Source organism: Pseudomonas sp. G3-39 (assembly GCF_054790485.1).
Genome location: NZ_CP186497.1, coordinates 1337935 through 1359630, shown reverse-complemented (window position 1 = coordinate 1359630; position 21696 = coordinate 1337935). Strand labels below are relative to the sequence as shown.

20 protein-coding genes are annotated in these 21696 nt (G+C 60.7%); 13 read left to right on the top strand and 7 right to left on the bottom strand.

Features of this window, described 5'->3' with window-relative positions; all coding sequences use genetic code 11:
* Nucleotides 1-109 precede the first annotated feature (109 nt).
* From ACOYXG_RS06125 to ACOYXG_RS06105, 5 genes are all read right to left on the bottom strand, one after another.
* Nucleotides 110-1267: a phospholipase D-like domain-containing protein gene (locus ACOYXG_RS06125; protein ID WP_460356497.1), complete on the bottom strand. Its 1158-nt coding sequence runs from the start codon at nucleotides 1265-1267 to the stop codon at nucleotides 110-112.
* Nucleotide 1268: 1 nt separating this feature from the next.
* Nucleotides 1269-1859: a YceI family protein gene (locus ACOYXG_RS06120; protein WP_096797056.1), complete on the bottom strand. Its 591-nt coding sequence runs from the start codon at nucleotides 1857-1859 to the stop codon at nucleotides 1269-1271.
* 190 nt (nucleotides 1860-2049) lie between these two features.
* Nucleotides 2050-2367: an amidase gene (locus tag ACOYXG_RS06115; RefSeq protein ID WP_096797055.1), complete on the bottom strand. Its 318-nt coding sequence runs from the start codon at nucleotides 2365-2367 to the stop codon at nucleotides 2050-2052.
* Nucleotides 2364-3443 carry a serine hydrolase domain-containing protein gene (locus tag ACOYXG_RS06110; protein ID WP_333988314.1) on the bottom strand — a complete coding sequence of 360 codons (1080 nt, stop codon included), beginning with the start codon at nucleotides 3441-3443 and terminating at the stop codon, nucleotides 2364-2366. The genes ACOYXG_RS06115 and ACOYXG_RS06110 overlap by 4 nt, the downstream gene beginning before the upstream one ends.
* 149 nt (nucleotides 3444-3592) lie before the next feature.
* Nucleotides 3593-4471 carry an acyl-CoA dehydrogenase middle domain-containing protein gene (locus tag ACOYXG_RS06105; RefSeq protein WP_460356492.1) on the bottom strand — a complete coding sequence of 293 codons (879 nt, stop codon included), beginning with the start codon at nucleotides 4469-4471 and terminating at the stop codon, nucleotides 3593-3595.
* A gap of 153 nt (nucleotides 4472-4624) precedes the next feature.
* Here ACOYXG_RS06105 and olsB point away from each other — a divergent pair, with 153 nt between their 5' ends.
* Both olsB and ACOYXG_RS06095 read left to right on the top strand, forming a co-directional pair.
* On the top strand, nucleotides 4625-5380 hold the full coding sequence (gene olsB, locus ACOYXG_RS06100; RefSeq protein ID WP_027614412.1) for an L-ornithine N(alpha)-acyltransferase: 756 nt from the start codon (nucleotides 4625-4627) through the stop codon (nucleotides 5378-5380).
* Complete coding sequence (locus ACOYXG_RS06095) at nucleotides 5380-6174, top strand: lysophospholipid acyltransferase family protein (protein WP_330206389.1); 795 nt, start codon at nucleotides 5380-5382, stop codon at nucleotides 6172-6174. Before olsB ends, ACOYXG_RS06095 begins: the two co-directional genes overlap by 1 nt.
* A 109-nt stretch (nucleotides 6175-6283) precedes the next feature.
* Here the strand turns inward: ACOYXG_RS06095 and ACOYXG_RS06090 are convergent, their stop codons facing one another.
* Nucleotides 6284-6868 carry an acyl carrier protein phosphodiesterase gene (locus tag ACOYXG_RS06090; protein ID WP_460356488.1) on the bottom strand — a complete coding sequence of 195 codons (585 nt, stop codon included), beginning with the start codon at nucleotides 6866-6868 and terminating at the stop codon, nucleotides 6284-6286.
* Nucleotides 6869-7037: 169 nt separating this feature from the next.
* Here ACOYXG_RS06090 and ACOYXG_RS06085 point away from each other — a divergent pair, with 169 nt between their 5' ends.
* From ACOYXG_RS06085 to ACOYXG_RS06070, 4 genes are all read left to right on the top strand, one after another.
* The gene (locus ACOYXG_RS06085) at nucleotides 7038-7358 is read left to right on the top strand and encodes an ArsR/SmtB family transcription factor (protein WP_003222436.1); all 321 of its coding nucleotides are present in this window, start codon (nucleotides 7038-7040) and stop codon (nucleotides 7356-7358) included.
* A gap of 5 nt (nucleotides 7359-7363) precedes the next feature.
* On the top strand, nucleotides 7364-8530 hold the full coding sequence (locus tag ACOYXG_RS06080; RefSeq protein ID WP_108590685.1) for an MFS transporter: 1167 nt from the start codon (nucleotides 7364-7366) through the stop codon (nucleotides 8528-8530).
* Between the two features lie 30 nt (nucleotides 8531-8560).
* Complete coding sequence (locus tag ACOYXG_RS06075; protein WP_096797051.1) at nucleotides 8561-9610, top strand: alkene reductase; 1050 nt, start codon at nucleotides 8561-8563, stop codon at nucleotides 9608-9610.
* Between the two features lie 156 nt (nucleotides 9611-9766).
* Entirely contained in the window at nucleotides 9767-10216 is a 450-nt protein-coding gene (locus ACOYXG_RS06070; protein ID WP_097086606.1) for a hypothetical protein, read from the top strand.
* 365 nt (nucleotides 10217-10581) lie between these two features.
* On the opposite strand, the gene emhR is transcribed toward ACOYXG_RS06070, so the two are convergent.
* Nucleotides 10582-11214 (bottom strand): efflux system transcriptional repressor EmhR, encoded by a 633-nt coding sequence (gene emhR / locus ACOYXG_RS06065; RefSeq protein WP_027614407.1) that lies wholly within the window; start codon nucleotides 11212-11214, stop codon nucleotides 10582-10584.
* Nucleotides 11215-11481: 267 nt separating this feature from the next.
* Between emhR and emhA the strand changes: the two genes are divergently transcribed.
* From emhA to ACOYXG_RS06030, 7 genes are all read left to right on the top strand, one after another.
* Nucleotides 11482-12636: an efflux RND transporter periplasmic adaptor subunit EmhA gene (emhA, locus tag ACOYXG_RS06060; RefSeq protein WP_460356482.1), complete on the top strand. Its 1155-nt coding sequence runs from the start codon at nucleotides 11482-11484 to the stop codon at nucleotides 12634-12636.
* Nucleotides 12637-12639: 3 nt separating this feature from the next.
* Nucleotides 12640-15789: an efflux RND transporter permease subunit EmhB gene (gene emhB, locus ACOYXG_RS06055; protein WP_027614405.1), complete on the top strand. Its 3150-nt coding sequence runs from the start codon at nucleotides 12640-12642 to the stop codon at nucleotides 15787-15789.
* On the top strand, nucleotides 15786-17246 hold the full coding sequence (gene emhC, locus ACOYXG_RS06050) for an efflux RND transporter outer membrane subunit EmhC (protein WP_027614404.1): 1461 nt from the start codon (nucleotides 15786-15788) through the stop codon (nucleotides 17244-17246). Before emhB ends, emhC begins: the two co-directional genes overlap by 4 nt.
* A gap of 411 nt (nucleotides 17247-17657) precedes the next feature.
* Nucleotides 17658-18917 carry an OprD family porin gene (locus ACOYXG_RS06045; RefSeq protein WP_346651570.1) on the top strand — a complete coding sequence of 420 codons (1260 nt, stop codon included), beginning with the start codon at nucleotides 17658-17660 and terminating at the stop codon, nucleotides 18915-18917.
* 188 nt (nucleotides 18918-19105) lie between these two features.
* Nucleotides 19106-20296: an NAD(P)/FAD-dependent oxidoreductase gene (locus tag ACOYXG_RS06040; protein WP_460356477.1), complete on the top strand. Its 1191-nt coding sequence runs from the start codon at nucleotides 19106-19108 to the stop codon at nucleotides 20294-20296.
* A gap of 26 nt (nucleotides 20297-20322) precedes the next feature.
* Nucleotides 20323-20679, top strand: a complete 357-nt coding sequence (locus tag ACOYXG_RS06035) for a helical membrane plugin domain-containing protein (protein WP_027614401.1) — start codon at nucleotides 20323-20325, stop codon at nucleotides 20677-20679.
* A gap of 21 nt (nucleotides 20680-20700) precedes the next feature.
* On the top strand, nucleotides 20701-21519 hold the full coding sequence (locus ACOYXG_RS06030; protein WP_460356474.1) for a methyltransferase domain-containing protein: 819 nt from the start codon (nucleotides 20701-20703) through the stop codon (nucleotides 21517-21519).
* Nucleotides 21520-21696 lie beyond the last annotated feature (177 nt).

The window sequence follows — 21696 nt, the reverse complement described above, 5'->3', positions numbered from 1 at the left end:
GGGGCTTGCTCCCGAATGCGGTGTATCAGCTAAATCAATGCTGAATGACATGCCGCCTTCGGGAGCAAGCCCCCTCCCACATTGGAATCCACTGGTTTCGAAATTGGCATTAACCGCGTCTGTCGAGAATGTTGACCACCAGCCGATCCACCCACCCCCAGATCCGCTGCTTCACTCGCCGCCACAACGGCCGGCGCTGCCACTCTTCCAGACTGACCTGCTGACTCAGGCCGAAATCCTTCTCGAAACTCTGCACCACCGCTGCCGTCAACGACGGGTCCAGTGCCTCCAGATTCGCCTCCAGATTGAAGCGCAAGTTCCAGTGATCGAAGTTGCACGAACCGATGCTCACCCACTCGTCCACCAAGACCATTTTCAGGTGCAGGAAGCACGGCTGATATTCAAAGATCTGCACCCCGGCCTTGAGCAGGCGTGGGTAGTAACGATGGCCGGCGTAACGCACCGACGGGTGATCGGTGCGCGGCCCGGTGAGCAGTAACCGGACGTCGACACCACGGGCAGCTGCCTTGCGCAGCGAGCGACGGATTTTCCAGGTCGGCAGGAAATACGGGGTGGCCATCCAGATGCGCTTCTGCCCGCTGTTCAGTGCACGAAACAGCGACTGCAGAATGTCGCGATGCTGACGGGCATCGGCATAGGCCACGCGGCCCATGCCCTCGCCCATGTCCGGGACCTTGGGCAAGCGTGGCAGGCCGACATGCGCCGACGGTTTCCAGGCCCGGCGATGGCGGTTGGCGATCCATTGGCGGTCGAACAGCACTTGCCAGTCGAGCACCAGCGGGCCGTTGATTTCCACCATCACTTCGTGCCACTCGCTGCTGCCCTGCCCCGGTGTCCAGAATTCATCGGTAACACCGGTGCCGCCGACCACCGCCAGACGCTGATCGACCAGCAGCAATTTGCGGTGATCACGATAGAAGTTGCCGACCCAGCGCCGCCAGTTCAGGCGATTGTAGAAACGCAGTTCGACCCCGGCTTTGGTCAGGCGCTGACGCAGGTGCAGGGTAAACGCGAGGCTGCCGTAGTCATCGAACAGGCAGCGTACCCGCACGCCGCGCTCGGCGGCCTGGACCAGCGCCTGAACCACGGCCTCGGCACAAGCGCCCGCCTCCACCAGATACAACTCCAGTTCGACCTGCTCCTCGGCGCGGGCAATTTCCACCAGCATGCGCGGGAAGAATTGCGGGCCGTCGATCAACAGTTCGAACCGGTTGCCGTCACGCCACGGAAACACCGCGCCGCGCATGTCAGCGCGCCGTGAAAATCAGCACCGCACCCACCGGCACCGACAGACTGATGGCCGACAGGCCGGCCAGGTTGCGCAGGGTTTCCAGCCCCGGCGCCAGATCGAAATCCTCGGCGTTGATCACCAACGGCTCCAGGGTCACCACTTGAAAACGCCGGTCGTCGAGACGGGTGGCCAGCAACTCTGCCGGGTATTCATGTTGCTTGCCGTGCAGGTTGACGGTCAGCGGCAGACGCAATTCCAGCTGCGCACCGGGAGCCAGATCGTTGATCGGGCGCAGGTCGATCCGGGTGCTGATGGTCGCTTCGGGGAATTGCTCGATCTGGAACAGCTCCTTGCGCATGCGCTCGTCGCGCAGCGGGATGCCGCTGTTGATCGAATCCAGCTCGACTTCGACTTCAGCGCGGCCATCCGGATCGACCTTGCCGTGCAGCACCAGAAAGCGCTGCACTTCAGAAATGTGGGCGTTTTTCGTGCTGACGAACGACAGCCGCGACGACTCGCCATCCAGATACCAGTTGGCCTGCGCCGGCAGCGCGGCGGCAGTCAGCAGCAGACTGGCGAAGGCTGTATAGAGGGAGCGGTTGAACATTGAATACTCGTGGGGGCGATAAACCTGCACGAACCTTAACCGCCCACGCCGTTATTGCAAACTGATCGCCGCAAATCTATCGATTGGTGAAACCTCCTGTGGGAGCTGGCTTGCTCGCGAAGGCGGTGAGTCAGTCAACACAAATACTGAATGGCACACCACATTCGCGAGCAAGCCCGCTCCCACAGGGTTATCTATTGACTTGAGGATTGAGGCGGCAGCCCTGGCGTTCGCCCAGCCACTGGGCACGATTGCTGCGGCCCATGCCGCTGACGGTGATGGTTTTGCTCGCGCTGTCATCGCTAAAGTGGCTGGTTGGCAGCCACTGTTTCACATAACCCCGGCAGTATTCGGCATCGTTGTTCATCACGTAACGACACGAACAATATTCCTTGGCCGTGTAGGCGCTGATGATGTCGGGGAACGCCCAGAGGTTTTCCCGTTCGAGCCAGATCCAGCCGAGCAGCACGATCAGCGCCAACAGCAACACCCGCTTCAACAGCTTCATGGCTGCACCGCCTTGAGTACGCGTTTGAGCAGTTCGTTATGGCGATAGTTGCCGTCGCGATCATCGGCGTAACGCACGATCACCAGTTTCTCGCTGGGGATCACATACAGCGCCTGGCCCCAGTGGCCGAGGGCGGCGAAGGTGTCGGGCGGCGCGTCGGGCCACGGCGCGGCGGCGCCATCCGCCGGGCGATTGAGCCACCACTGACCACCGGGCACCGCTTCGTCCTGATGCGCCTTGTAGCCGGCAAAGGCAGTGCGGTTGAAAGCGACCCAATCCTTGGGCAGCAATTGCCGGTCGTGCCAACGTCCGTCGCGAGCCATCAGCAGACCGACCCGCGCCAGATCCCGCGCCGTGAGATAGGCATAAGAGGACGCGACAAACGTACCGCCGGCATCGGTTTCCCACACGGCGTGGCGGATGCCCAGCGGCTCGAACAACGCGGTCCATGGATAGTCGGGATAACGCTGCGGGCCCACCATGTTCTTCAGCGCCGCCGCCAGCAGATTGCTGTCGCCACTGGAGTAACGGAACGTCTGCCCCGGCGGCGCATAAGCGTCGTGATTGGCAGTGAACGCGGGCATGTCGCGGTGCCCACGGGTGTAGAGCATCGCCACCACCGAGGATTTCAGCGGCGCGTATTCGTAGTCTTCCTGCCAGTCCAGCCCGGAAGCCCAGTGCAGCAGATCCGCCACGGTGATCGTGGGGTGTTGTTCCAGCGCCGGATAAAACTTCGCGACCGGATCATCCAGTTTGAACAGGCCTTCGCCATAGGCCACACCCAGCACGGTGGCCATCAGGCTTTTGCTGATCGACCAGGTCAGGTGCGGGGTCTCGGCACGGGTCGGGCCGGCGTAGCGTTCGTAGATCAACTGGCTGTCGCGGATGATCAGCAGCGCGTCCGTGCGGATGCCCTGGCGGGTAGTGTCGTCGCGGGGTGGGAAGGCGTAGGTCTCCAATGCCTCGACCGCTGCGCCGCTGATTTTTGCGTCAGTCGGCCATTGCTCACCGGGCCATTGTTCGGCCTGGACCGTGAAGCTGATCAGCAGCAGAAACAGGGACAGGCTTTTGCGCATGGTGAGGGCTCTTGGGGAGAACCTGCTGAGGGTAGTCTTGCCACATGACAGATGTGTGGTGTTTTTGCCGCCGCCTTCGCGAGCAAGCCCGCTCCCACATTTGAAACGCATTCCAAGGGTGGGAGCGGGCTTGCTCGCGAAGAGGCCAGTCAGCCCACCGCCAAAGCCTTGGCCAAGCGCTTGGCCCGCGCACCGGCCGCCAACTGCATCACCCCCTGATCACGCTGCCACATCTGCGCCCACTCCGGACTACCCTCGGCCAACGCCTGATCGATCTCGCCCTTCAGCGCATCAAACTGCGCAAACAAACCGCCCAACAGCAAATGCCCGGCCGGGTTGTTCGGTGCCTGGCGACTCGCTTCCGCGCACCCGGCCAACAGCGCCAGCAAGCGCAACAGCAGCGGCTGCGACCAGCCGCTGTCCTGACCGACACCGTACAGCCACGCGGTCATCGCGCTCAGCACATAGACATCTTCCAGGCTACGAAACGGCTTCACATAAGCGTCCCAGCCATCGCCCGCGAGCAATTCGCACAACGCGCCGTCCAGATGCAGCCGACCGTGACTGATGTCCGGCATCAGCGGCAGCGCCGGGAGTTTTTCCACGCGCACGCCGGGCTCGCCGGGATAGACCACCGCCAGACTCAGGCGCGGGGTTTCGCCGGGTTCTTCACTGCGCGCGGCGATGAGCAGCCAGTCCGCCGCGTCCCCGGCGGTGACGAAATCCTTGCGCCCGCTCAGGCGCAAATCGCTGAGACGGGTCTGCATGTCCGCGGGACGCAGGCTGCGCTGCTCGGTCGCACACAACGCACCAAGACTCGGCGGCGCGCTCGGCCAGAGCATGCGCAACGCCGCCTGATACCCCACCAGAAATGCCAGCCCCGGCGTCGCCATCCGCCGCCCCCCGGCCACCGCCAGTTCGAACGGCGTCACGTTGCCCACTTGCGGCAACAAGGTGGCGAAACCTTCCGCCAGATCAGCGACGGCGGGCAGGCGTTCATGGTTTTCGAGCAGGCTGGGCCAAGGCATAAGAGGCTCCTTGAGGGCTGTCATACAAGCATCACCAAACGTTCACGGTGATGACACCGGGGCTACATAGCCTGACTTTGCACAACATGGCTGCATAAAGAAAGTCGATCGGCTGCAACCCACGACGGGTTCAAGGCCCGTACGGAGATTCAAATGACTCAGATCGCCCGCATCAGCGACACCGGCAATGAACGCCGCCTGCAAGCCGAACGCCTGATCGGCGCCGAGGCCTTGCAGCAAGCCCAGGCCTTGCGCTTCAGCGTATTCAGCGGCGAGTTCAACGCCAAGCTGAAAGGCGCGGAGCTGGGTCTGGACATGGATGACTATGATGTTCACTGCAGCCACATCGGCGTGCGTGACCTGAACACCGGACGTCTGGTCGCCACCACCCGTTTGCTCGATCACACCGCTGCCAGCAGCCTGGGCAAGTTCTACAGCGAAGAAGAATTCAGCCTGCACGGCCTCGCCCATCTGCAAGGCCCGATCCTCGAAATCGGCCGCACCTGCGTCGACCCGGCCTACCGCAACGGCGGCACCATCGCCGTGCTCTGGGGTGAACTGGCCGAAGTGTTGAATCAGGGCGGCTACAGCTATCTGATGGGTTGCGCGAGCATCCCGATGCAGGACGGCGGCGTGCAGGCCCACGCGATCATGCAGCGTCTGCGCGAACGTTATCTGTGCACCGAACACTTGCGCGCCGAACCGAAGAAGCCGCTGCCGTCGCTGGATATCCCATCGAACGTGATCGCCGAAATGCCACCGCTGCTCAAGGCCTACATGCGCCTGGGTGCGAAGATCTGCGGCGAGCCGTGCTGGGACGAAGATTTCCAGGTCGCCGACGTGTTCATCCTGCTCAAGCGCGACGAACTCTGCCCGCGCTACGCCAAGCACTTCAAGGCGGCCGTGTGATGAGCCGGTTGCGCGTGTACGCGCGGATCGCGCGGGTGCTGCTGGTGGTGGCGCTGGGCCTGACCATGGCCAGCGTCTTCGGCGTGTTCGAACGAATTGGCCTGGCGCACTCGATGCAACGTCGGCAGCGCTGGTCGCGGTTTTTCATGGCGCGTTTGAGCCATGCCCTGCCCTTTCGCGTGACCGTGTACGGTGAATTGCCGAAACAACCGATGCTGTGGGTCAGCAATCATGTGTCATGGACTGACATTCCGCTGCTGGGCATGCTCACGCCGCTGTCGTTTCTGTCCAAGGCCGAAGTGCGCACCTGGCCGGTGGCCGGCTGGCTGGCGGCGAAGGCCGGCAGTCTGTTCATCCGTCGCGGTTCGGGTGACAGCCAGTTGATCCGCAAACAGATGACCCGTCACTTGCAAACGCAACATCCGTTGCTGATGTTCCCGGAAGGTACCACCACCGATGGCCGCTCGCTGCGCACCTTTCATGGTCGCCTGCTGTCGGCGGCAATCGATTCGGAGGTGATGCTGCAACCGGTGGCGATCCGTTATCTGCGCAATGGCGAAATCGACGCGCTGGCGCCGTTCATTGGTGACGATGATCTGCTGTCGCATCTGATGCGTCTGTTCAGCCACGACTGCGGCGATGTCGAAGTGCATCTGCTCAAGCCGATCGCCTGTCAGGGCCGCGAACGTGCGGCGCTGGCGTTCGAAGCGCAGCAAGCGGTGCAGAAGGCGTTGTTTGGTGATATCGCCAAAGCGGCCGAACCGCGTCGCGCCGGCGAATTGATCGCAGCCTGAAATACAGGTTCCCCCCCCCTGTGGGAGCGAGCCTGCTCGCGAAAGCGGTGGATCAACAACATGAATGTTGAATGGCACTGCGCTTTCGCGAGCAGGCTCGCTCCCACATTTAGATCTTCAGTGGCTCAGCTTTTTGGGCGAAGTCCTGAAGTTGCGGATAGAACAAGCGGAAGTCTTCACTCAGCGGCTCATACAAACGCCGCAACTCCTGCATCGCCCCCGCCAGCTCCTCAGGCCGGGTCAGGCGGCGGGAGATCCCGCGCAGCACCTGCTCCAGCACTTCAAACTCTTGATACGAACCCAGCCAGTCATTGGCAACCATGTGCGGGGCGATTTTCGCCAGGCGTTCTGGCAATTGCCGTTCATTCGACAGCACCCGGTAAACATCGCGGGTGAAATGTTCCAGCGGCTGATCGGCGTACAACGTCCAGTCGCGCGCCAGGCAATGGTCGAAAAACACATCGAGGACAATCCCCGCGTAACGCCGCCGGGTCTCGGTGAAACGCCCGAGGGCGATGTCCACCAACGGGTGGCGATCGGTGAATACATCAATCCGCCGATGCAACTGAATCGCCGCTTCAATCTGCGGCGCAAACTGCCCCTGCAGGCGTCCTTTGACGAAATCGCCATACAGACTGCCGAGTAATTGCTCGGGGTGCTGGCCTCCGAGGTGTAAATGTGCGAGATAGTTCATGGGCGCAGCTTAGCACTGCGCGCTTTCATCGTTACAGCACACGTATCGTTATAACCCGATATACCGATTTATGCGGTCGTCAGATCAAATTCATATTGGTATATCGCGAAATACCGATTTAAAGTTCGCCTCATCGCGATATAGCGCTACACATCACGAGCATAAAGCCATGAACCTCGACCTCGACGAAATAATAAAAGCCCTGGCACACCCAGTACGGCGAGACATTCTCATCTGGCTGAAAGACCCCAAAGCCCAGTTTCCTGAGCAGATTCACAACCACGAGTACGGCATCTGCGCCGGGCAGATCGATCAACGCTGCGGCCTGTCGCAGTCGACCGTCTCCGCCCACCTGGCGACCCTGCAACGCGCAGGTCTGATCAGCAGCCAGAAAGCCGGACAGTGGCACTTCTTCAAACGCAACGAGGACGTGATCCAGGCGTTCCTCGACGCCATCGTCAAAGAGCTCAGCGCTCCCACAAGGAATTGATTCAAATGCCCCTCTCGCTACTCATTCTGGCCTTGAGCGCCTTCGCCATCGGCACCACCGAGTTCGTCATCATGGGCCTGCTGCCCGATGTGGCGGCCGACCTCGGTGTGTCGATTCCCGGCGCCGGCTGGCTGGTGACCGGTTACGCCCTGGGCGTGGCCATCGGTGCGCCGTTCATGGCACTGGCCACCGCAAAATTGCCGCGCAAGGCTGCACTGGTAGCGCTGATGGGCATTTTCATCGTCGGTAACCTGCTGTGCGCCATCGCCAGTGACTACAACGTGCTGATGTTTGCCCGTGTCGTCACCGCGCTGTGCCACGGTGCGTTCTTCGGTATCGGTTCTGTAGTAGCCGCCGGGCTGGTGGCGCCGAACAAACGGGCGTCGGCCGTGGCGCTGATGTTTACCGGCCTGACCCTGGCCAACGTGCTCGGTGTACCGCTGGGCACGGCGCTGGGCCAGGAAGCCGGCTGGCGCTCGACCTTCTGGGCGGTGACCGTGATTGGTGTAGTGGCGCTGATCGGTCTGATCCGCTTCCTGCCGGCCAAGCGTGACGAGGAAAAACTCGACATGCGCGCCGAACTCGCCGCCCTCAAAGGCGCCGGCATCTGGCTCTCGCTGAGCATGACCGCGCTGTTCGCCGCGTCGATGTTCACCCTCTTCACCTACGTCGCGCCGCTGCTCGGTGATGTCACCGGTGTCTCGCCAAAAGGCGTGACCTGGACCCTGCTGCTGATCGGCCTCGGTCTGACGGTGGGCAACATCATCGGCGGCAAACTGGCGGACAAGCGTCTCGGCGCCACCCTGATCGGCGTGTTCGTGGCGATGGCGGTGGTTTCCACCGTGCTGAGCTGGACCAGCGTTGCGCTGATCCCGACGGAGATCACCCTGTTCCTCTGGGCCACCGCTTCGTTTGCCGCCGTCCCGGCGCTGCAAGTCAACGTGGTGACCTTCGGCAAGGCCGCACCGAACCTGGTGTCGACCCTGAACATCGGCGCATTCAACATCGGCAACGCCCTGGGCGCCTGGGTCGGCGGCAGCGTCATTGCCCACGGTTTCGGCCTGACCAGCGTGCCCCTGGCCGCCGCCGCGCTGGCCGTGCTCGCGCTGCTGGTGACCCTGATCACTTTCCGTCAGAACGGCGACGCCGGTCTGGCCCCCGCTACCCACTGATTAACCACTTCACTGACGAGGGTTGTACACATGGCAACTATTTTCGATCCGATCAAACTGGGCGACCTCGAGCTGTCCAACCGCATCATCATGGCTCCGCTGACCCGCTGCCGCGCCGACGAAGGCCGCGTACCGAACGCGCTGATGGCCGAGTACTACGTGCAACGTGCCTCCGCCGGTCTGATCCTCTCCGAAGCCACTTCGGTGACGCCGATGGGCGTCGGCTACCCGGACACCCCGGGCATCTGGTCCAACGACCAGGTGCGCGGCTGGACCAACGTGACCAAAGCCGTGCACGCTGCCGGCGGCAAGATCGTCCTGCAACTGTGGCACGTCGGCCGCATCTCGCATCCGTCGTACCTCAACGGCGAAACCCCGGTCGCGCCGAGCGCCATCCAGCCTAAAGGTCACGTCAGCCTGGTGCGTCCATTGGCCGACTATCCGACCCCGCGAGCTCTGGAAACCGCTGAAATCGCCGAGATCGTCGAGGCCTACCGCACCGGTGCCGAAAACGCCAAAGCCGCCGGTTTCGACGGCGTGGAAATCCACGGCGCCAACGGCTACCTGCTCGACCAGTTCCTGCAAAGCAGCACCAACCAGCGCACCGACAACTACGGTGGCTCCCTGGAAAACCGTGCGCGTCTGCTGCTGGAAGTGACTGACGCAGCGATCGACGTCTGGGGCGCCGGCCGTGTCGGCGTGCACTTGGCACCCCGCGCCGATTCCCATGACATGGGCGACGACAATCTGGCCGAGACTTTCACTTATGTGGCTCGCGAGCTGGGCAAGCGCGGCATCGCCTTCATCTGCTCCCGCGAGAAAGAAGGCGCCGACAGCCTCGGCCCACAGCTGAAAGAAGCTTTCGGCGGCGCGTACATCGCCAACGAACGCTTCACCAAGGACAGCGCCAATGCGTGGCTGGCTGAAGGCAAGGCTGACGCGGTAGCGTTCGGCGTACCGTTCATTGCCAACCCGGATCTGCCGGCACGCCTGAAGGCCGACGCACCGCTGAACGACGCACGTCCTGAGTTGTTCTACGCGAAAGGCCCGGTCGGTTATATCGATTATCCAACGCTGTAAACAACAACTAACAAGTAAGCCCCGCCCCGAAAGAGGTGGGGCTTTTTTTATTTTCATACATTTAAAGATTCGCCATCAGAACAATATAAACCTAAGCTCCGCCCAGCAACTCATCAATTACAACCCACCAACTTAATCTAACAAGGCAATATAAAGATGAATGATATAGATCCAAACAAACTTACATTCCTCCTGCAAATCACCAATGCCACGGACTCTACTTTCTGGCTTGAGGATTCCTCTGCAAAGCACCCACCCTTGACGCGTATCGACAAGATCCTCCCCTACCAGACCGTCTTTATGATGTTTGAAGGAGATCCTCATCTGAAGCAGGACATCGTTATTGATTACGATATCAAAAAGGAGGTATTCAGCACTTACGTCTGCTACACCAACTACAAACAGAAAGTACAATTCGACACTACGCTCAGTTATTGCTACCGACAAATGGCGGGGCACCGAGCTCCAAAGGTCGAACTCTTCTGGGATACCAACGCGTTCTCTATTGGCGCCGAACCCATCACCTGCGGCGCGGCATTGGAAAATGAAAACCCGGTTTACCCTTACAGCTATAAGATGATCGCATTCATGACGCCATCGGCCTGATAGAGAGTTACCTGCTCATGCAGTAACGGTACGGACAACGCTGACATTATAGAGGCGCGAGCAAACTAAAGTCCGTGGCTCAAGCCCATCGGAAGTAACGCAGCCTAGTGGTGAGGATCGGGCAAAGGGAACCCGGAAACGAAACGGATCGGTTGGTGCGTATCGGCTGCTCGGCGCCCTTTTAGCCCGAGTCGTTAACATTCATTCACACAGTCGACACAAAACCCCTACAAAATACGTAGCTCGCTACCTATCAACCCGGCCAACGTACGTATATAAAAGCACCCCATTACAAAAAGACTTGAAGCAGGGACATTTCCCCGCTTCAAGTCTTGACACGGATAGATTCAATTACGCATTTTGTTTCATTTGCGCAGGCTGGGGCTCAGGCGCAGCATATCAAGCCCTGTATCGACCCAGCGCTCGGCTTCGGCATGCAATTGAAAGCTGTCCGGCGCCAACAGCCATCCATACAGGAGGCCATCGATATACGCATGAATGCTGATGGCCGCCCGGGCAGTGTCGAGATCTTCCGGCAACTGGCCGCGATTGACCGCATTACGCAGGGTCAGACCGATGCGCAGGTTGCAATCGAGACTGGCCGTGCGGCGCTGCTGGCGCAGATCGCACATTTCATCGGTGAATTCGCACTTATGAAACAGAATCTCGTTGATGCGACGGGTCTTCGGATCCAGGGCTACCTGATGAAACAGATGGATCAACAGCTTGCGCATGCACCCCAACGGGTCGAGTTCGTCCTCGCTCTCGCTGGCCTTGGCCAATTCATCCAGCGGTTCATGCAGGCTGTCGAGCATCGCCTGCACCAGATCGGCCTTGTTGCTGAAATGCCAATAGATGGCACCGCGCGTCACGCCGGCCATCGTCGCGATATCCGCCAGGGTCGTGCGGGCCACACCCCTTTCATAAAACGCTTTCTCGGCCGCTTCGAGAATCTGGCTGCGCGTTTCCTGAGCTTCCTCTTTGGTACGACGGACCATGGCAGTAAAACCTCAAACAGGATGTTTCAGGGATGGCTGAATATCCGCTGAATAAAGAGGGGGCTGATCTCTCACGAATCGGCTCCCCGGCCTACAATTTCAAACCTTGCGACGCATTTTGTAACAGGGTGGGTACGACGCCAAGCTATTTACAAACAACCATGAACGTAAGTATATTCCTTAGCAAGCTACTTATCCACTCGACCCGATTTTTTTACCCTTTCACACTTCTTGTGCGCAATGTGCGCGCCTGACCCGAGGATCTTCATGCAATTCAAGCCAGCTGTTACCGCTCTGGTCACTGCCGTCGCCCTGGCATCGCTGCTCAGCGGATGTAAAAAGGAAGAAGCGGCCCCAGCCGCTCCGCCTCCTCAGGTCGGCGTCGTCACCCTGCAACCACAAGCGTTCACCCTCACGTCGGAACTGCCGGGGCGCACCAGTGCGTACCGCATCGCTGAAGTTCGACCACAGGTCAACGGCATCATTCTCAAACGTCTGTTCAAGGAAGGCGGCGACGTCAAAGCCGGCCAGCAGCTGTATCAGATCGATCCGGCAGTCTATGAAGCGACCCTGAAAAGCGCCGAAGCCAACCTGCGTTCGACCAAGTCGGTCTCCGACCGCTACAAGCAACTGGTCGACGAGCAGGCCGTGAGCCGCCAGGAATACGACACCGCCGTGGCCAATCGTATGGAATCGGAAGCGTCGTTGCAGAGTGCGCAGATCAACGTGAAATACACCAAGGTCTACGCGCCGATCTCCGGCCGTATCGGCCGTTCTTCGGTGACCGAAGGCGCACTGGTCAGCAATGGTCAGGCCGACGCGATGGCGACGATCCAGCAACTGGACCCGATCTACGTCGACGTTACCCAGTCCTCGGTTGAGCTGCTGGAACTGCGCCGCGAGCTGGAAAGCGGTCGCCTGCAGAAGGCCGGCGACAACTCGGCAGCGGTCAAGTTGACCCTTGAGGACGGCAGCCAATACAAGCTCGACGGTAAGCTGGAATTCTCCGAAGTATCGGTTGATCCGACTACCGGTTCCGTGACCCTGCGCGCCGTGTTCCCGAACCCGGATCACACCCTGTTGCCAGGCATGTTCGTCCGCGCCCAGTTGCAGGCCGGGGTCAACGCCGCGGCCATTCTGGCGCCGCAACAAGGCGTGACCCGTGATCTCAAGGGCACTCCGACCGCACTGGTCGTCGGCCCGGACAACAAGGTTGAACTGCGTCAGCTCAAGGCCAGCCGTACCGTTGGCAGCCAGTGGCTGATCGAAGATGGCCTGAAAGCCGGCGATCGTCTGATCACCGAAGGCCTGCAATACGTTCGCCCAGGTGCTCAGGTCAACCCGACCGAAGCGACCAACGTAGCCAAGAACCCGGCCCCCGCTCAAGCAGCTGACAAAGCCGCTGGCGGCAAAGGGGAGTAACTCATGTCGAAATTTTTTATCGACCGTCCGATTTTCGCCTGGGTAATTGCCCTGGTGATCATGTTGGTCGGGGCACTATCGATCCTGAAATTGCCAATCAACCAGTACCCGAGCATTGCACCGCCGGCCATCGCGATCTCCGTGACCTACCCGGGCGCTTCGGCGCAAACCGTGCAGGACACTGTGGTCCAGGTGATCGAGCAGCAGCTCAACGGTATCGACAACCTGCGTTATGTGTCCTCGGAAAGTAACTCCGACGGCAGCATGACCATCACCGCGACCTTCGAGCAAGGCACCAACTCCGACACCGCGCAGGTTCAGGTCCAGAACAAGCTGAACCTGGCCACCCCGCTGCTGCCACAGGAAGTGCAGCAACAGGGTATCCGCGTGACCAAGGCAGTGAAGAACTTCCTGCTGGTGATCGGCGTGGTGTCGCGTGACGGCAGCATGACCAAGGACGACCTGTCCAACTACATCGTGTCGAACATGCAGGACCCGATCTCGCGGACCGCCGGTGTCGGCGACTTCCAGGTCTTCGGTGCCCAGTACGCGATGCGCATCTGGCTCGATCCGGCCAAGCTGAACAAGTACAACCTGACGCCGTCGGATGTCAGCGCCGCGATCTCGGCGCAGAACGTCCAGGTGTCTTCCGGTCAGCTCGGCGGTTTGCCGGCGCTGCCAGGTCAGCAACTGAACGCCACGATCATCGGCAAGACCCGTCTGCAGACTGCCGAGCAGTTCAAGGCGATCCTGCTGAAGGTCAATCAGGACGGCTCCCAGGTCCGTGTCGGCGACGTGGCCGACGTCGGTCTGGGCGGTGAAAACTCGAGTATTTCTGCGCAGTTCAACGGCAGCCCGGCGTCTGGTCTGGCGGTAAAACTGGCCAACGGTGCCAACGCCCTCGACACCGCCAAAGCGCTGCGCAAGACGATTGACGACCTCAAGCCGTTCTTCCCGCAAGGCATGGAAGTGGTGTTCCCGTATGACACCACTCCGGTCGTGACCGAGTCGATCAAGGGTGTGGTTGAAACCCTGGTCGAAGCGATCGTGCTGGTGTTCCTGGTGATGTTCCTGTTCCTGCAGAACTTCCGCGCCACCGTCATCACCACGATGACCGTGCCGGTGGTATTGCTCGGTACGTTCGGCATCCTCGCCGCCGCCGGTTTCAGCATCAACACCCTGACCATGTTCGGTATGGTGCTGGCCATCGGCTTGCTGGTGGACGACGCCATCGTCGTGGTGGAAAACGTCGAGCGGGTGATGGCCGAAGAAGGCCTGTCACCGAAGGAAGCGACCAAGAAGTCGATGGGTCAGATCCAGGGTGCCCTGGTCGGTATCGCCCTGGTGCTGTCGGCGGTACTGCTGCCGATGGCGTTCTTCAGCGGTTCCACCGGTGTGATCTACAAGCAGTTCTCGATCACCATCGTCTCGGCCATGGCCCTGTCGGTAATGGTTGCACTGATCTTCACCCCGGCACTCTGCGCGACCATGCTCAAGCCGATTGCCAAGGGTGACCACGGCACGCCGAAAAAAGGTTTCTTCGGCTGGTTCAACCGCAATTTCGATCGCGGTGTCAGAAGTTATGAGCGCGGTGTCGGCAACATGCTGTCGCGCAAAGCCCCGTACCTGCTGGCGTACCTGCTGATCGTCGTCGGCATGATCTGGCTGTTCACCCGCATTCCAACCGCGTTCCTGCCGGAAGAAGACCAGGGCGTACTGTTCGCCCAGGTGCAAACCCCGGCCGGTTCCAGTGCGGAACGTACTCAAGTCGTGATCGACGAGATGCGTACCTACCTGCTGGATAAAGAAGCGGGTGCGGTGTCCTCGGTGTTCACCGTGAACGGCTTCAACTTTGCCGGTCGTGGTCAGAGCTCGGGTCTGGCGTTCATCATGCTCAAGCCGTGGCACGAGCGTGATTCGGGCAACAGCGTGTTTGCCCTGGCACAGCGGGCGCAGCAACACTTCTTCAGTTTCCGCGATGCGATGGTGTTTGCGTTCGCCCCGCCTGCGGTACTGGAATTGGGTAACGCCACCGGTTTCGACGTGTTCCTGCAGGACCGCGCCGGCATCGGTCACGAAAAACTGATGGAAGCCCGTAACCAGTTCCTCGGCATGGCCGCGCAGAGCAAGGTGCTCTACCAGGTGCGTCCGAACGGTCTGAACGACGAGCCGCAATACCATCTGGAAATCGACGATGAGAAAGCCCAGGCCCTGGGTCTGAGCCTCTCCGACATCAACAGCACCCTGTCGATCTCCTTCGGTAGTAGCTACGTCAACGACTTCATCGACCGTGGTCGGGTGAAGAAGGTGTATGTGCAAGGTCAGGCCGGTGCGCGCATGAGCCCTGAAGACCTGAAAAAGTGGTACGTGCGCAACAGCGCCGGGACCATGGTGCCGTTCTCCGCGTTCGCCAAGGGCGAGTGGATCTACGGTTCGCCGAAACTGGCCCGTTACAACGGCGTCGAAGCGATGGAAGTGCTCGGTTCTCCGGCGCCGGGTTACTCCACCGGTGAAGCGATGGCCGAAGTCGAAGCGATTGCCAAGAAGCTGCCGGCCGGTGTCGGTATCTCCTGGACCGGTCTGTCCTACGAGGAACGTCTGTCGGGCTCGCAAGCGCCAGCGCTGTACGCCCTGTCGCTGCTGATGGTGTTCCTGTGTCTGGCGGCGTTGTATGAAAGCTGGTCGATTCCGATCGCGGTCATGCTCGTGGTACCGCTGGGGATCATCGGTGCGCTGATGGCCACCAGCCTGCGCGGGCTGTCCAACGACGTGTACTTCCAGGTGGGCCTGTTGACGACCATCGGTCTTGCGGCTAAAAACGCCATTCTGATCGTCGAGTTCGCCAAGGAGCTGCATGAACAAGGGCGCAGTCTGCGCGATGCGGCGATCGAAGCGTGCCGCATGCGTCTGCGACCGATCATCATGACCTCGCTGGCGTTCGTCCTCGGTGTAGTACCGTTGGCGATCTCCACCGGTGCCGGCTCGGGTAGCCAGCACGCGATCGGTACTGGCGTGATTGGCGGTATGCTCACGGCCACGATCCTGGCGATCTTCTGGGTCCCACTGTTCTTCGTCACGGTTTCGTCCATCGGCCAGCGTAAAATCGCCGACCCGGACGAGACGACTGAAACTCCTAAAGAGGCTGGCCAATGAGCAAGTCGCTACTCTCCATCGCAGTCGCCGCCTTCGTGCTGAGCGGTTGCTCGCTGATCCCCGATTATCAGCAGCCTGAAGCACCGGTCGCGGGCCAGTACCCGCAGGGGCCGGCGTACTCGCCGGCCCAGGCGCCGGCGCAAGCCGCTGCCGAACAGGGCTGGAAGCAGTTTTTCCATGACCCGGCCCTGCAACAGCTGATCCAGGTATCACTGGAAAACAACCGCGACCTGCGTGTCGCGGCGCTGAACATCGACGCCTATGCGGCTCAATACCGCATCCAGCGTGCCGACCTGTTCCCGGCGGTTTCGGCCAATGCCAGCGGCAGCCGTCAGCGGGTTCCGGCCCGTGCCTCGCAGACCGGTGAAGCGAACATCAGCAGCTCCTACACCGCGACCGTCGGCATCAGCGCCTACGAACTCGACCTGTTCGGTCGGGTGCGCAGCCTGAGCGAACAAGCGCTGCAACAATATTTCGCCACCGAAGAAGCGCGCCGCAGCACGCAGATCAGTCTGGTGGCCAGTGTCGCCAACGCGTACATGACCTGGCAGGCCGACAAGGAACTGCTCAAGCTGACGCAAGACACCCTCGGTGCCTTTGAAGAAAGCTACAAGCTGACCAGCCGCAGCAACGAAGTCGGTGTGGCTTCGGCGCTGGACCTGGCGCAGTCGCGCACCTCGGTGGAAAACGCCCGGGCGCAATTGGCCAAGTACACCCGTCAGGTGGCTCAGGACGAAAACAGCCTGACCCTGCTGCTCGGCACCGGCATCCCGGCCAATCTGCAAGCGGCCAAACCGCTGTCGGATGACCTGCTCAGCGACGTACCGGCCGGTCTGCCTTCGGATCTGCTGCAGCGTCGTCCGGACATCCTCCAGGCCGAGTACAACCTGAAAGCGGCCAACGCCAACATCGGCGCCGCCCGTGCAGCGTTCTTCCCGAGCATCAGCCTGACCGCCAACGCGGGCAGCCTGAGCCCGGACCTGTCCGGTCTGTTCAAGGGTGGTTCGGGAACCTGGCTGTTCCAGCCGCAGATCAACCTGCCGATCTTCAACGCCGGTAGCCTGCGCGCCAGCCTCGACTATGCCAAGATCCAGAAGGACATTGGCGTGGCGAACTACGAGAAGTCGATTCAAACCGCCTTCCAGGAAGTCGCCGACGGCCTTGCCGCGCGCCAGACCTACACCGAGCAGCTGCAAGCGCAGCGTGACTTCGTCGCGGCCAACCAGGATTACTACCGCCTGGCCGAGCGTCGTTACCGCATCGGTGTCGACAGCAACCTGACCTTCCTCGACGCCCAGCGTCAGTTGTTCAGTGCTCAACAGGCACTGATCACCGACCGCCTCGCGCAGCTGACCAGTGCGGTCAACCTGTACAAGGCCCTGGGTGGTGGCTGGAATGCGCAGACCGCGCAGAACGAACCGCTGAAAGAAGAAGCACCGAAGATGAAGCTGTTCTGATCATCCGGTGAACACAAGGAGCCCGCCATTTGGCGGGCTTTTTGTTGCCTGAAACAAATGTGTTGTCTGGAATGGCGCTATCGCGAGCAGGCTCACTCCTACAGGGGAACGCATTCCAATTGTAGGAGTGAGCCTGCTCGCGATAGCGCCTTATCGACCACCACAAAACCCGGCTCAATCTTGCGTTCGATAATCGCCCGAAACCCGCTTTCCCCGATTGAATCCCGCACACCGCCCCCCGCACCATTCGCTCCACAAAACCAATAACAACAGGTTCGACACCATGCTCCCGCGCCCTGTCCCGTCCGGCTGATCGCCGCCGCTTCATCCCTGATTCTGCAAGCTCGTGCCCGCTCCGAAAATGGCGGCAACGGCTCTGTTCGACCTAAAAAAATAACAAGAGACCCTGCGATGACTCATCCCACTGCGCCGTACGCACTCCCCGGCCTGATCGCCCTGGCCCTCACCGGCGTCGCCCTCCCCGCCGCAGCCGAAGAAGCCGGTTTCGTCGAAGGTGCCAAGGTCAACCTCAACCTGCGCAACTTCTACATCAACCGCAACTTCACCAACCCGACCAAGGCTCAGGGCAAGGCTGAAGAGTGGACGCAGAACTTCATCCTCGACGCCAAATCCGGCTTCACCCAAGGCACCGTTGGCTTCGGCATGGACGTGCTCGGCCTGTACTCGGTGAAACTTGATGGCGGCAAAGGCACCGGTGGCACGCAACTGCTGCCGCTGGATCACGACGGGCGGCCGGCGGACAACTTCGGTCGCACCAACGTCGCGTTCAAGGCCAAGCTCTCTCAGACCGAAATCAAGGTTGGCGAATGGATGCCGGTGCTGCCGATCCTGCGCTCGGATGACGGCCGTTCGCTGCCGCAAACCTTCCGTGGCGGGCAGATCACTTCGAAGGAAATCAACGGGCTGACCCTGTATGGCGGGCAGTTCCGCGCCAACAGCCCGCGCGACGACAGCAGCATGAGCGACATGTCGATGACCGGCAAAGCGGCGTTCACCTCTGATCGCTTCAACTTTCAGGGCGGCGAGTACGTTTTCAACGAAAAACGCACGCAGATCGGCCTGTGGAACGCCGAACTCAAGGACATCTACAGCCAGCAATACCTCAACCTGATTCACAGCCAGCCACTCGGCGACTGGACGCTGGGCGCCAACCTGGGCTTCTTCTACGGCAAGGACGACGGCAGCGCCCGCGCCGGCGAACTCGACAACAAGACCTGGTCGGGGATGTTCTCGGCCCGCTACGGCGGCAGCACCTTCTACGTCGGCCTGCAAAAACTCACCGGCGACAGCGCCTGGATGCGCGTCAACGGCACCAGCGGCGGCACCCTCGCCAACGACAGTTACAACGCCAGCTACGACAACGCTCAGGAACGCTCCTGGCAGGTGCGCCACGACTACAACTTCGCCGCCCTGGGCATCCCCGGCCTGACCCTGATGAACCGCTACATCAGCGGCGACAACGTGCACACCGGAACCATCACCGACGGCAAGGAATGGGGCCGCGAATCGGAACTGGGCTACACCGTGCAGAGCGGCGCCCTGCGCGACCTCAACGTGCGCTGGCGCAACTCGACCATGCGCCGCGATTTCAGCAACAACGAGTTCGACGAAAACCGTCTGATCATCAGCTATCCGATCAGCCTGCTCTGAACCCGCACGCCGGCGCTGCACAAGCGGCGCCGGCATCAACCACTGGTCAGCCCGGACTGGCGATTTGTCGAGGCGCAGATACAGTCAACAGAGTGTGTAAATTCTCCATCCTGCTGTAGGAGCCCTTAGTTTTCTTCCGTTATCTCCGGATGCTGTACGCGAAGCTGCCTTGGCCACGGAGGTCAGGTATGAGCAAGCGAATAGTTATCGTCGGTGGCGGTGTAGGTGGAACCATGCTGGCCAATCAACTGGTCGGCAAGCTGTATCCCGAAGTTCTACGCGGCGACGTCTCGATCACATTGCTGTCCAGTTCTCCCGATCATTACTACAAACCTGCGTTCATGTACGTGGCGTTCAGCCAGTTCTTCGAAGAGGAACTCAAACGTCCGGAACGCTCATTGTTGCGCCCGGAAATCAGTTTCCACGTTGAAGAAGTCACCCGTTTCGACTTTTCCGGGCAGCAATTGCGCACCCGCACCGGCAAGCGCTTCGACTATGATTTTCTGGTGATCGCCACCGGCTGCGTGCCGGCGCCGGAACGCATCGAGGGTCTGCAAGAAGCCGGCGACCACTTTTATCAATACCTTCCTGCCCGGCAGCTGGCGCAACGCCTGAACACCATCGAAAAAGGCCGGATTTTCATTACCGTGTCCTTCCCGCAGACACCGAACGTACCGCACCAATGCGGAATCGCGCCCGTGGAAACGACATTGATGCTGGATGATTTATTGCGTCGCCGGGGTGTTCGCGAGCAAGTGGAAATCATCTACACCTACCCGACGGTTGCCCAGCTATTGCGCAATTGTCTGTTCTTGCAGCGTCCCACGGGTGAAATTCTGCCGAGCATTTTTGCCCGGAAAAACATTCATTTTCAGCGTGGCTTCACCTTGAGCCATGTGGATCCCGATGCAAAAGTCGCCCACTCAGCCGAGGGCGACGCGCAACCCTTCGACATTCTGATGGCTACTCCACCCATCCAGGCCGTCGAGGTGGTGCGTGGGTGCGGCATCTCACACGCCGCCAATGATGAAGGATGGCTGCCGACCAATCACGAAACGCTGCAGGTCTACGGTCTGGAGAATGTCTACGTGATCGGCGACACCGTCGACCTGCCGGTCAGCAAGGCCGGCGGCGCCTGTCATAACCAGGCGCCGGTGATCGCCAACAACATCACGGCCCAGATCCGTCTTGGCGCACCCAACTCGGTATACGACGGTCGGGTACAGGCGGTAGCCCAAATGGGCCTGAATGCCGGGATGCCACTGTGGTACGACTACGCCCACGATGTATTGCCGACACCCCCGACCAAATTGGGCGGTCTGCTCAGAAACGGTTTCAATCGCGGTCTTTACTGGGCGGTGGCCCGGGGAATGCTTTGACCCTGCACAGGGAGGAGTGATTGCTCATGAACATGCCCGAGGAAATGTCAGCCACGCCCGGGTTCACTGCCTTGATGGCGAAACTGCAGCCGTTAATCGATGGCGGACGCCTGGAGAATATTGTCGACCTGCTTTCCCTGGTTTCCGATATCGCCGATCTCCTCGACGCGGCCATGGTGGAAAAACTCGCGCAATTGTTCGAGAGCAGCACAGCCGCCACCTGGACAGTCAGTAATGCAGTGCGCGTAGCCAAAGCCGAAGTATCGGCACAGTCAGCGGCGCCGGGCACTCTGGCGTTGCTCAAACTGCTGAATGAAGAGGATACACGCAAAGGCGTGGCCGTTGTCCTGAAGACCCTCAACGTCATTGGACGACAACTGTAATCCGCCAGAGAGGACCTCCTCATGAGCGCCAAACTCGAAACGGCAGGGAACGCCTGCACTCACTGGGACGCCAAGGCGTACCAGCAGTTTTCCCGTCTCAGGCAACGCCCGGTCAACGAATTGCTCGACCGTATCGATCTGCAAGACCCCAGACGAATTTATGACCTGGGCTGCGGCACCGGCATCGCCACTCAACTGCTGGCCGAGCGCTGGCCGCGTGCGCAGTTGCTGGGTGTCGACAGCTCGCGGCAGATGCTTGATCAGGCCCGGTGCCTGCCGATCAACGCCCAATGGCAAGAGTGCGACCTGCTCGACTGGCAACCCGGACAACCAGCCGACCTGCTGCTCGCGGCGGCGGTGCTGCATTTCATTGGCGATCATCAACACCTGCTGCCGCGCCTGTTGGGGTATCTGAACCCCGGCGGCTGTCTGGCGGCGCACATGCCGGACTGGCGCGAGGCCTTGTGGTATCGACTGATGCTCGACACCCTCGACGACGCGGGACCGGGACACACCCCCATCGGCACACCGCAACTGCGCCAGTGCATGGCTGCGCGGTCATTGTTGACACTGGAGGACTATTACCGCGTGCTGGCGCCGCTGACCACGTCGCTGGAGATCTGGGAAACCGAGCAATTGCAGGTGGTTGGCGGCAAATCGCCGGTGTACGACTGGGTGAAGGTCTCGGCGCTGCGGCCGGTGATGCAGACGCTGACGTCTCAGGAACAGGCGCGGTTTATCTATCACTTCCTGATGCGGGTGCATAAACATTACCCGCCGGAGAAAAACGGGCAGACACTGTTTCCCTTCAAGCGGATTTTCATTGTCGCCAAGGTCTGAGTGTCTGTGCTGATTGATGCATCACGGCGCCTGCCGCTTTCGCGAGCAAGCCCGCTCCCACAGGGAAATGCATGCCAAATGTGGGAGTGGATTTTCATTGTCGCCAGCGTTTGAGTACCTGTGCTGATTGATGCATCACGGCGTCTGCCGCTTTCGCGAGCAAGCCCGCTCCCACAG

Excerpts from the sequence above, each read along its gene's own strand:
- emhB (WP_027614405.1), top strand. The coding sequence starts at position 12,640 with ATGTCGAAATTTTTTATCGACCGTCCGATTTTCGCCTGGGTAATTGCC.
- olsB (WP_027614412.1), top strand. The coding sequence starts at position 4,625 with ATGACTCAGATCGCCCGCATCAGCGACACCGGCAATGAACGCCGCCTG.
- emhC (WP_027614404.1), top strand. The coding sequence starts at position 15,786 with ATGAGCAAGTCGCTACTCTCCATCGCAGTCGCCGCCTTCGTGCTGAGC.
- ACOYXG_RS06070 (WP_097086606.1), top strand. The coding sequence starts at position 9,767 with ATGAATGATATAGATCCAAACAAACTTACATTCCTCCTGCAAATCACC.
- ACOYXG_RS06030 (WP_460356474.1), top strand. The coding sequence starts at position 20,701 with ATGAGCGCCAAACTCGAAACGGCAGGGAACGCCTGCACTCACTGGGAC.
- ACOYXG_RS06080 (WP_108590685.1), top strand. The coding sequence starts at position 7,364 with ATGCCCCTCTCGCTACTCATTCTGGCCTTGAGCGCCTTCGCCATCGGC.
- emhA (WP_460356482.1), top strand. The coding sequence starts at position 11,482 with ATGCAATTCAAGCCAGCTGTTACCGCTCTGGTCACTGCCGTCGCCCTG.
- ACOYXG_RS06125 (WP_460356497.1), bottom strand. The coding sequence starts at position 1,267 with ATGCGCGGCGCGGTGTTTCCGTGGCGTGACGGCAACCGGTTCGAACTG.
- ACOYXG_RS06095 (WP_330206389.1), top strand. The coding sequence starts at position 5,380 with ATGAGCCGGTTGCGCGTGTACGCGCGGATCGCGCGGGTGCTGCTGGTG.
- ACOYXG_RS06115 (WP_096797055.1), bottom strand. The coding sequence starts at position 2,367 with ATGAAGCTGTTGAAGCGGGTGTTGCTGTTGGCGCTGATCGTGCTGCTC.
- ACOYXG_RS06040 (WP_460356477.1), top strand. The coding sequence starts at position 19,106 with ATGAGCAAGCGAATAGTTATCGTCGGTGGCGGTGTAGGTGGAACCATG.
- ACOYXG_RS06105 (WP_460356492.1), bottom strand. The coding sequence starts at position 4,471 with ATGCCTTGGCCCAGCCTGCTCGAAAACCATGAACGCCTGCCCGCCGTC.
- ACOYXG_RS06120 (WP_096797056.1), bottom strand. The coding sequence starts at position 1,859 with ATGTTCAACCGCTCCCTCTATACAGCCTTCGCCAGTCTGCTGCTGACT.
- ACOYXG_RS06110 (WP_333988314.1), bottom strand. The coding sequence starts at position 3,443 with ATGCGCAAAAGCCTGTCCCTGTTTCTGCTGCTGATCAGCTTCACGGTC.
- emhR (WP_027614407.1), bottom strand. The coding sequence starts at position 11,214 with ATGGTCCGTCGTACCAAAGAGGAAGCTCAGGAAACGCGCAGCCAGATT.
- ACOYXG_RS06045 (WP_346651570.1), top strand. The coding sequence starts at position 17,658 with ATGACTCATCCCACTGCGCCGTACGCACTCCCCGGCCTGATCGCCCTG.
- ACOYXG_RS06085 (WP_003222436.1), top strand. The coding sequence starts at position 7,038 with ATGAACCTCGACCTCGACGAAATAATAAAAGCCCTGGCACACCCAGTA.
- ACOYXG_RS06090 (WP_460356488.1), bottom strand. The coding sequence starts at position 6,868 with ATGAACTATCTCGCACATTTACACCTCGGAGGCCAGCACCCCGAGCAA.
- ACOYXG_RS06035 (WP_027614401.1), top strand. The coding sequence starts at position 20,323 with ATGAACATGCCCGAGGAAATGTCAGCCACGCCCGGGTTCACTGCCTTG.
- ACOYXG_RS06075 (WP_096797051.1), top strand. The coding sequence starts at position 8,561 with ATGGCAACTATTTTCGATCCGATCAAACTGGGCGACCTCGAGCTGTCC.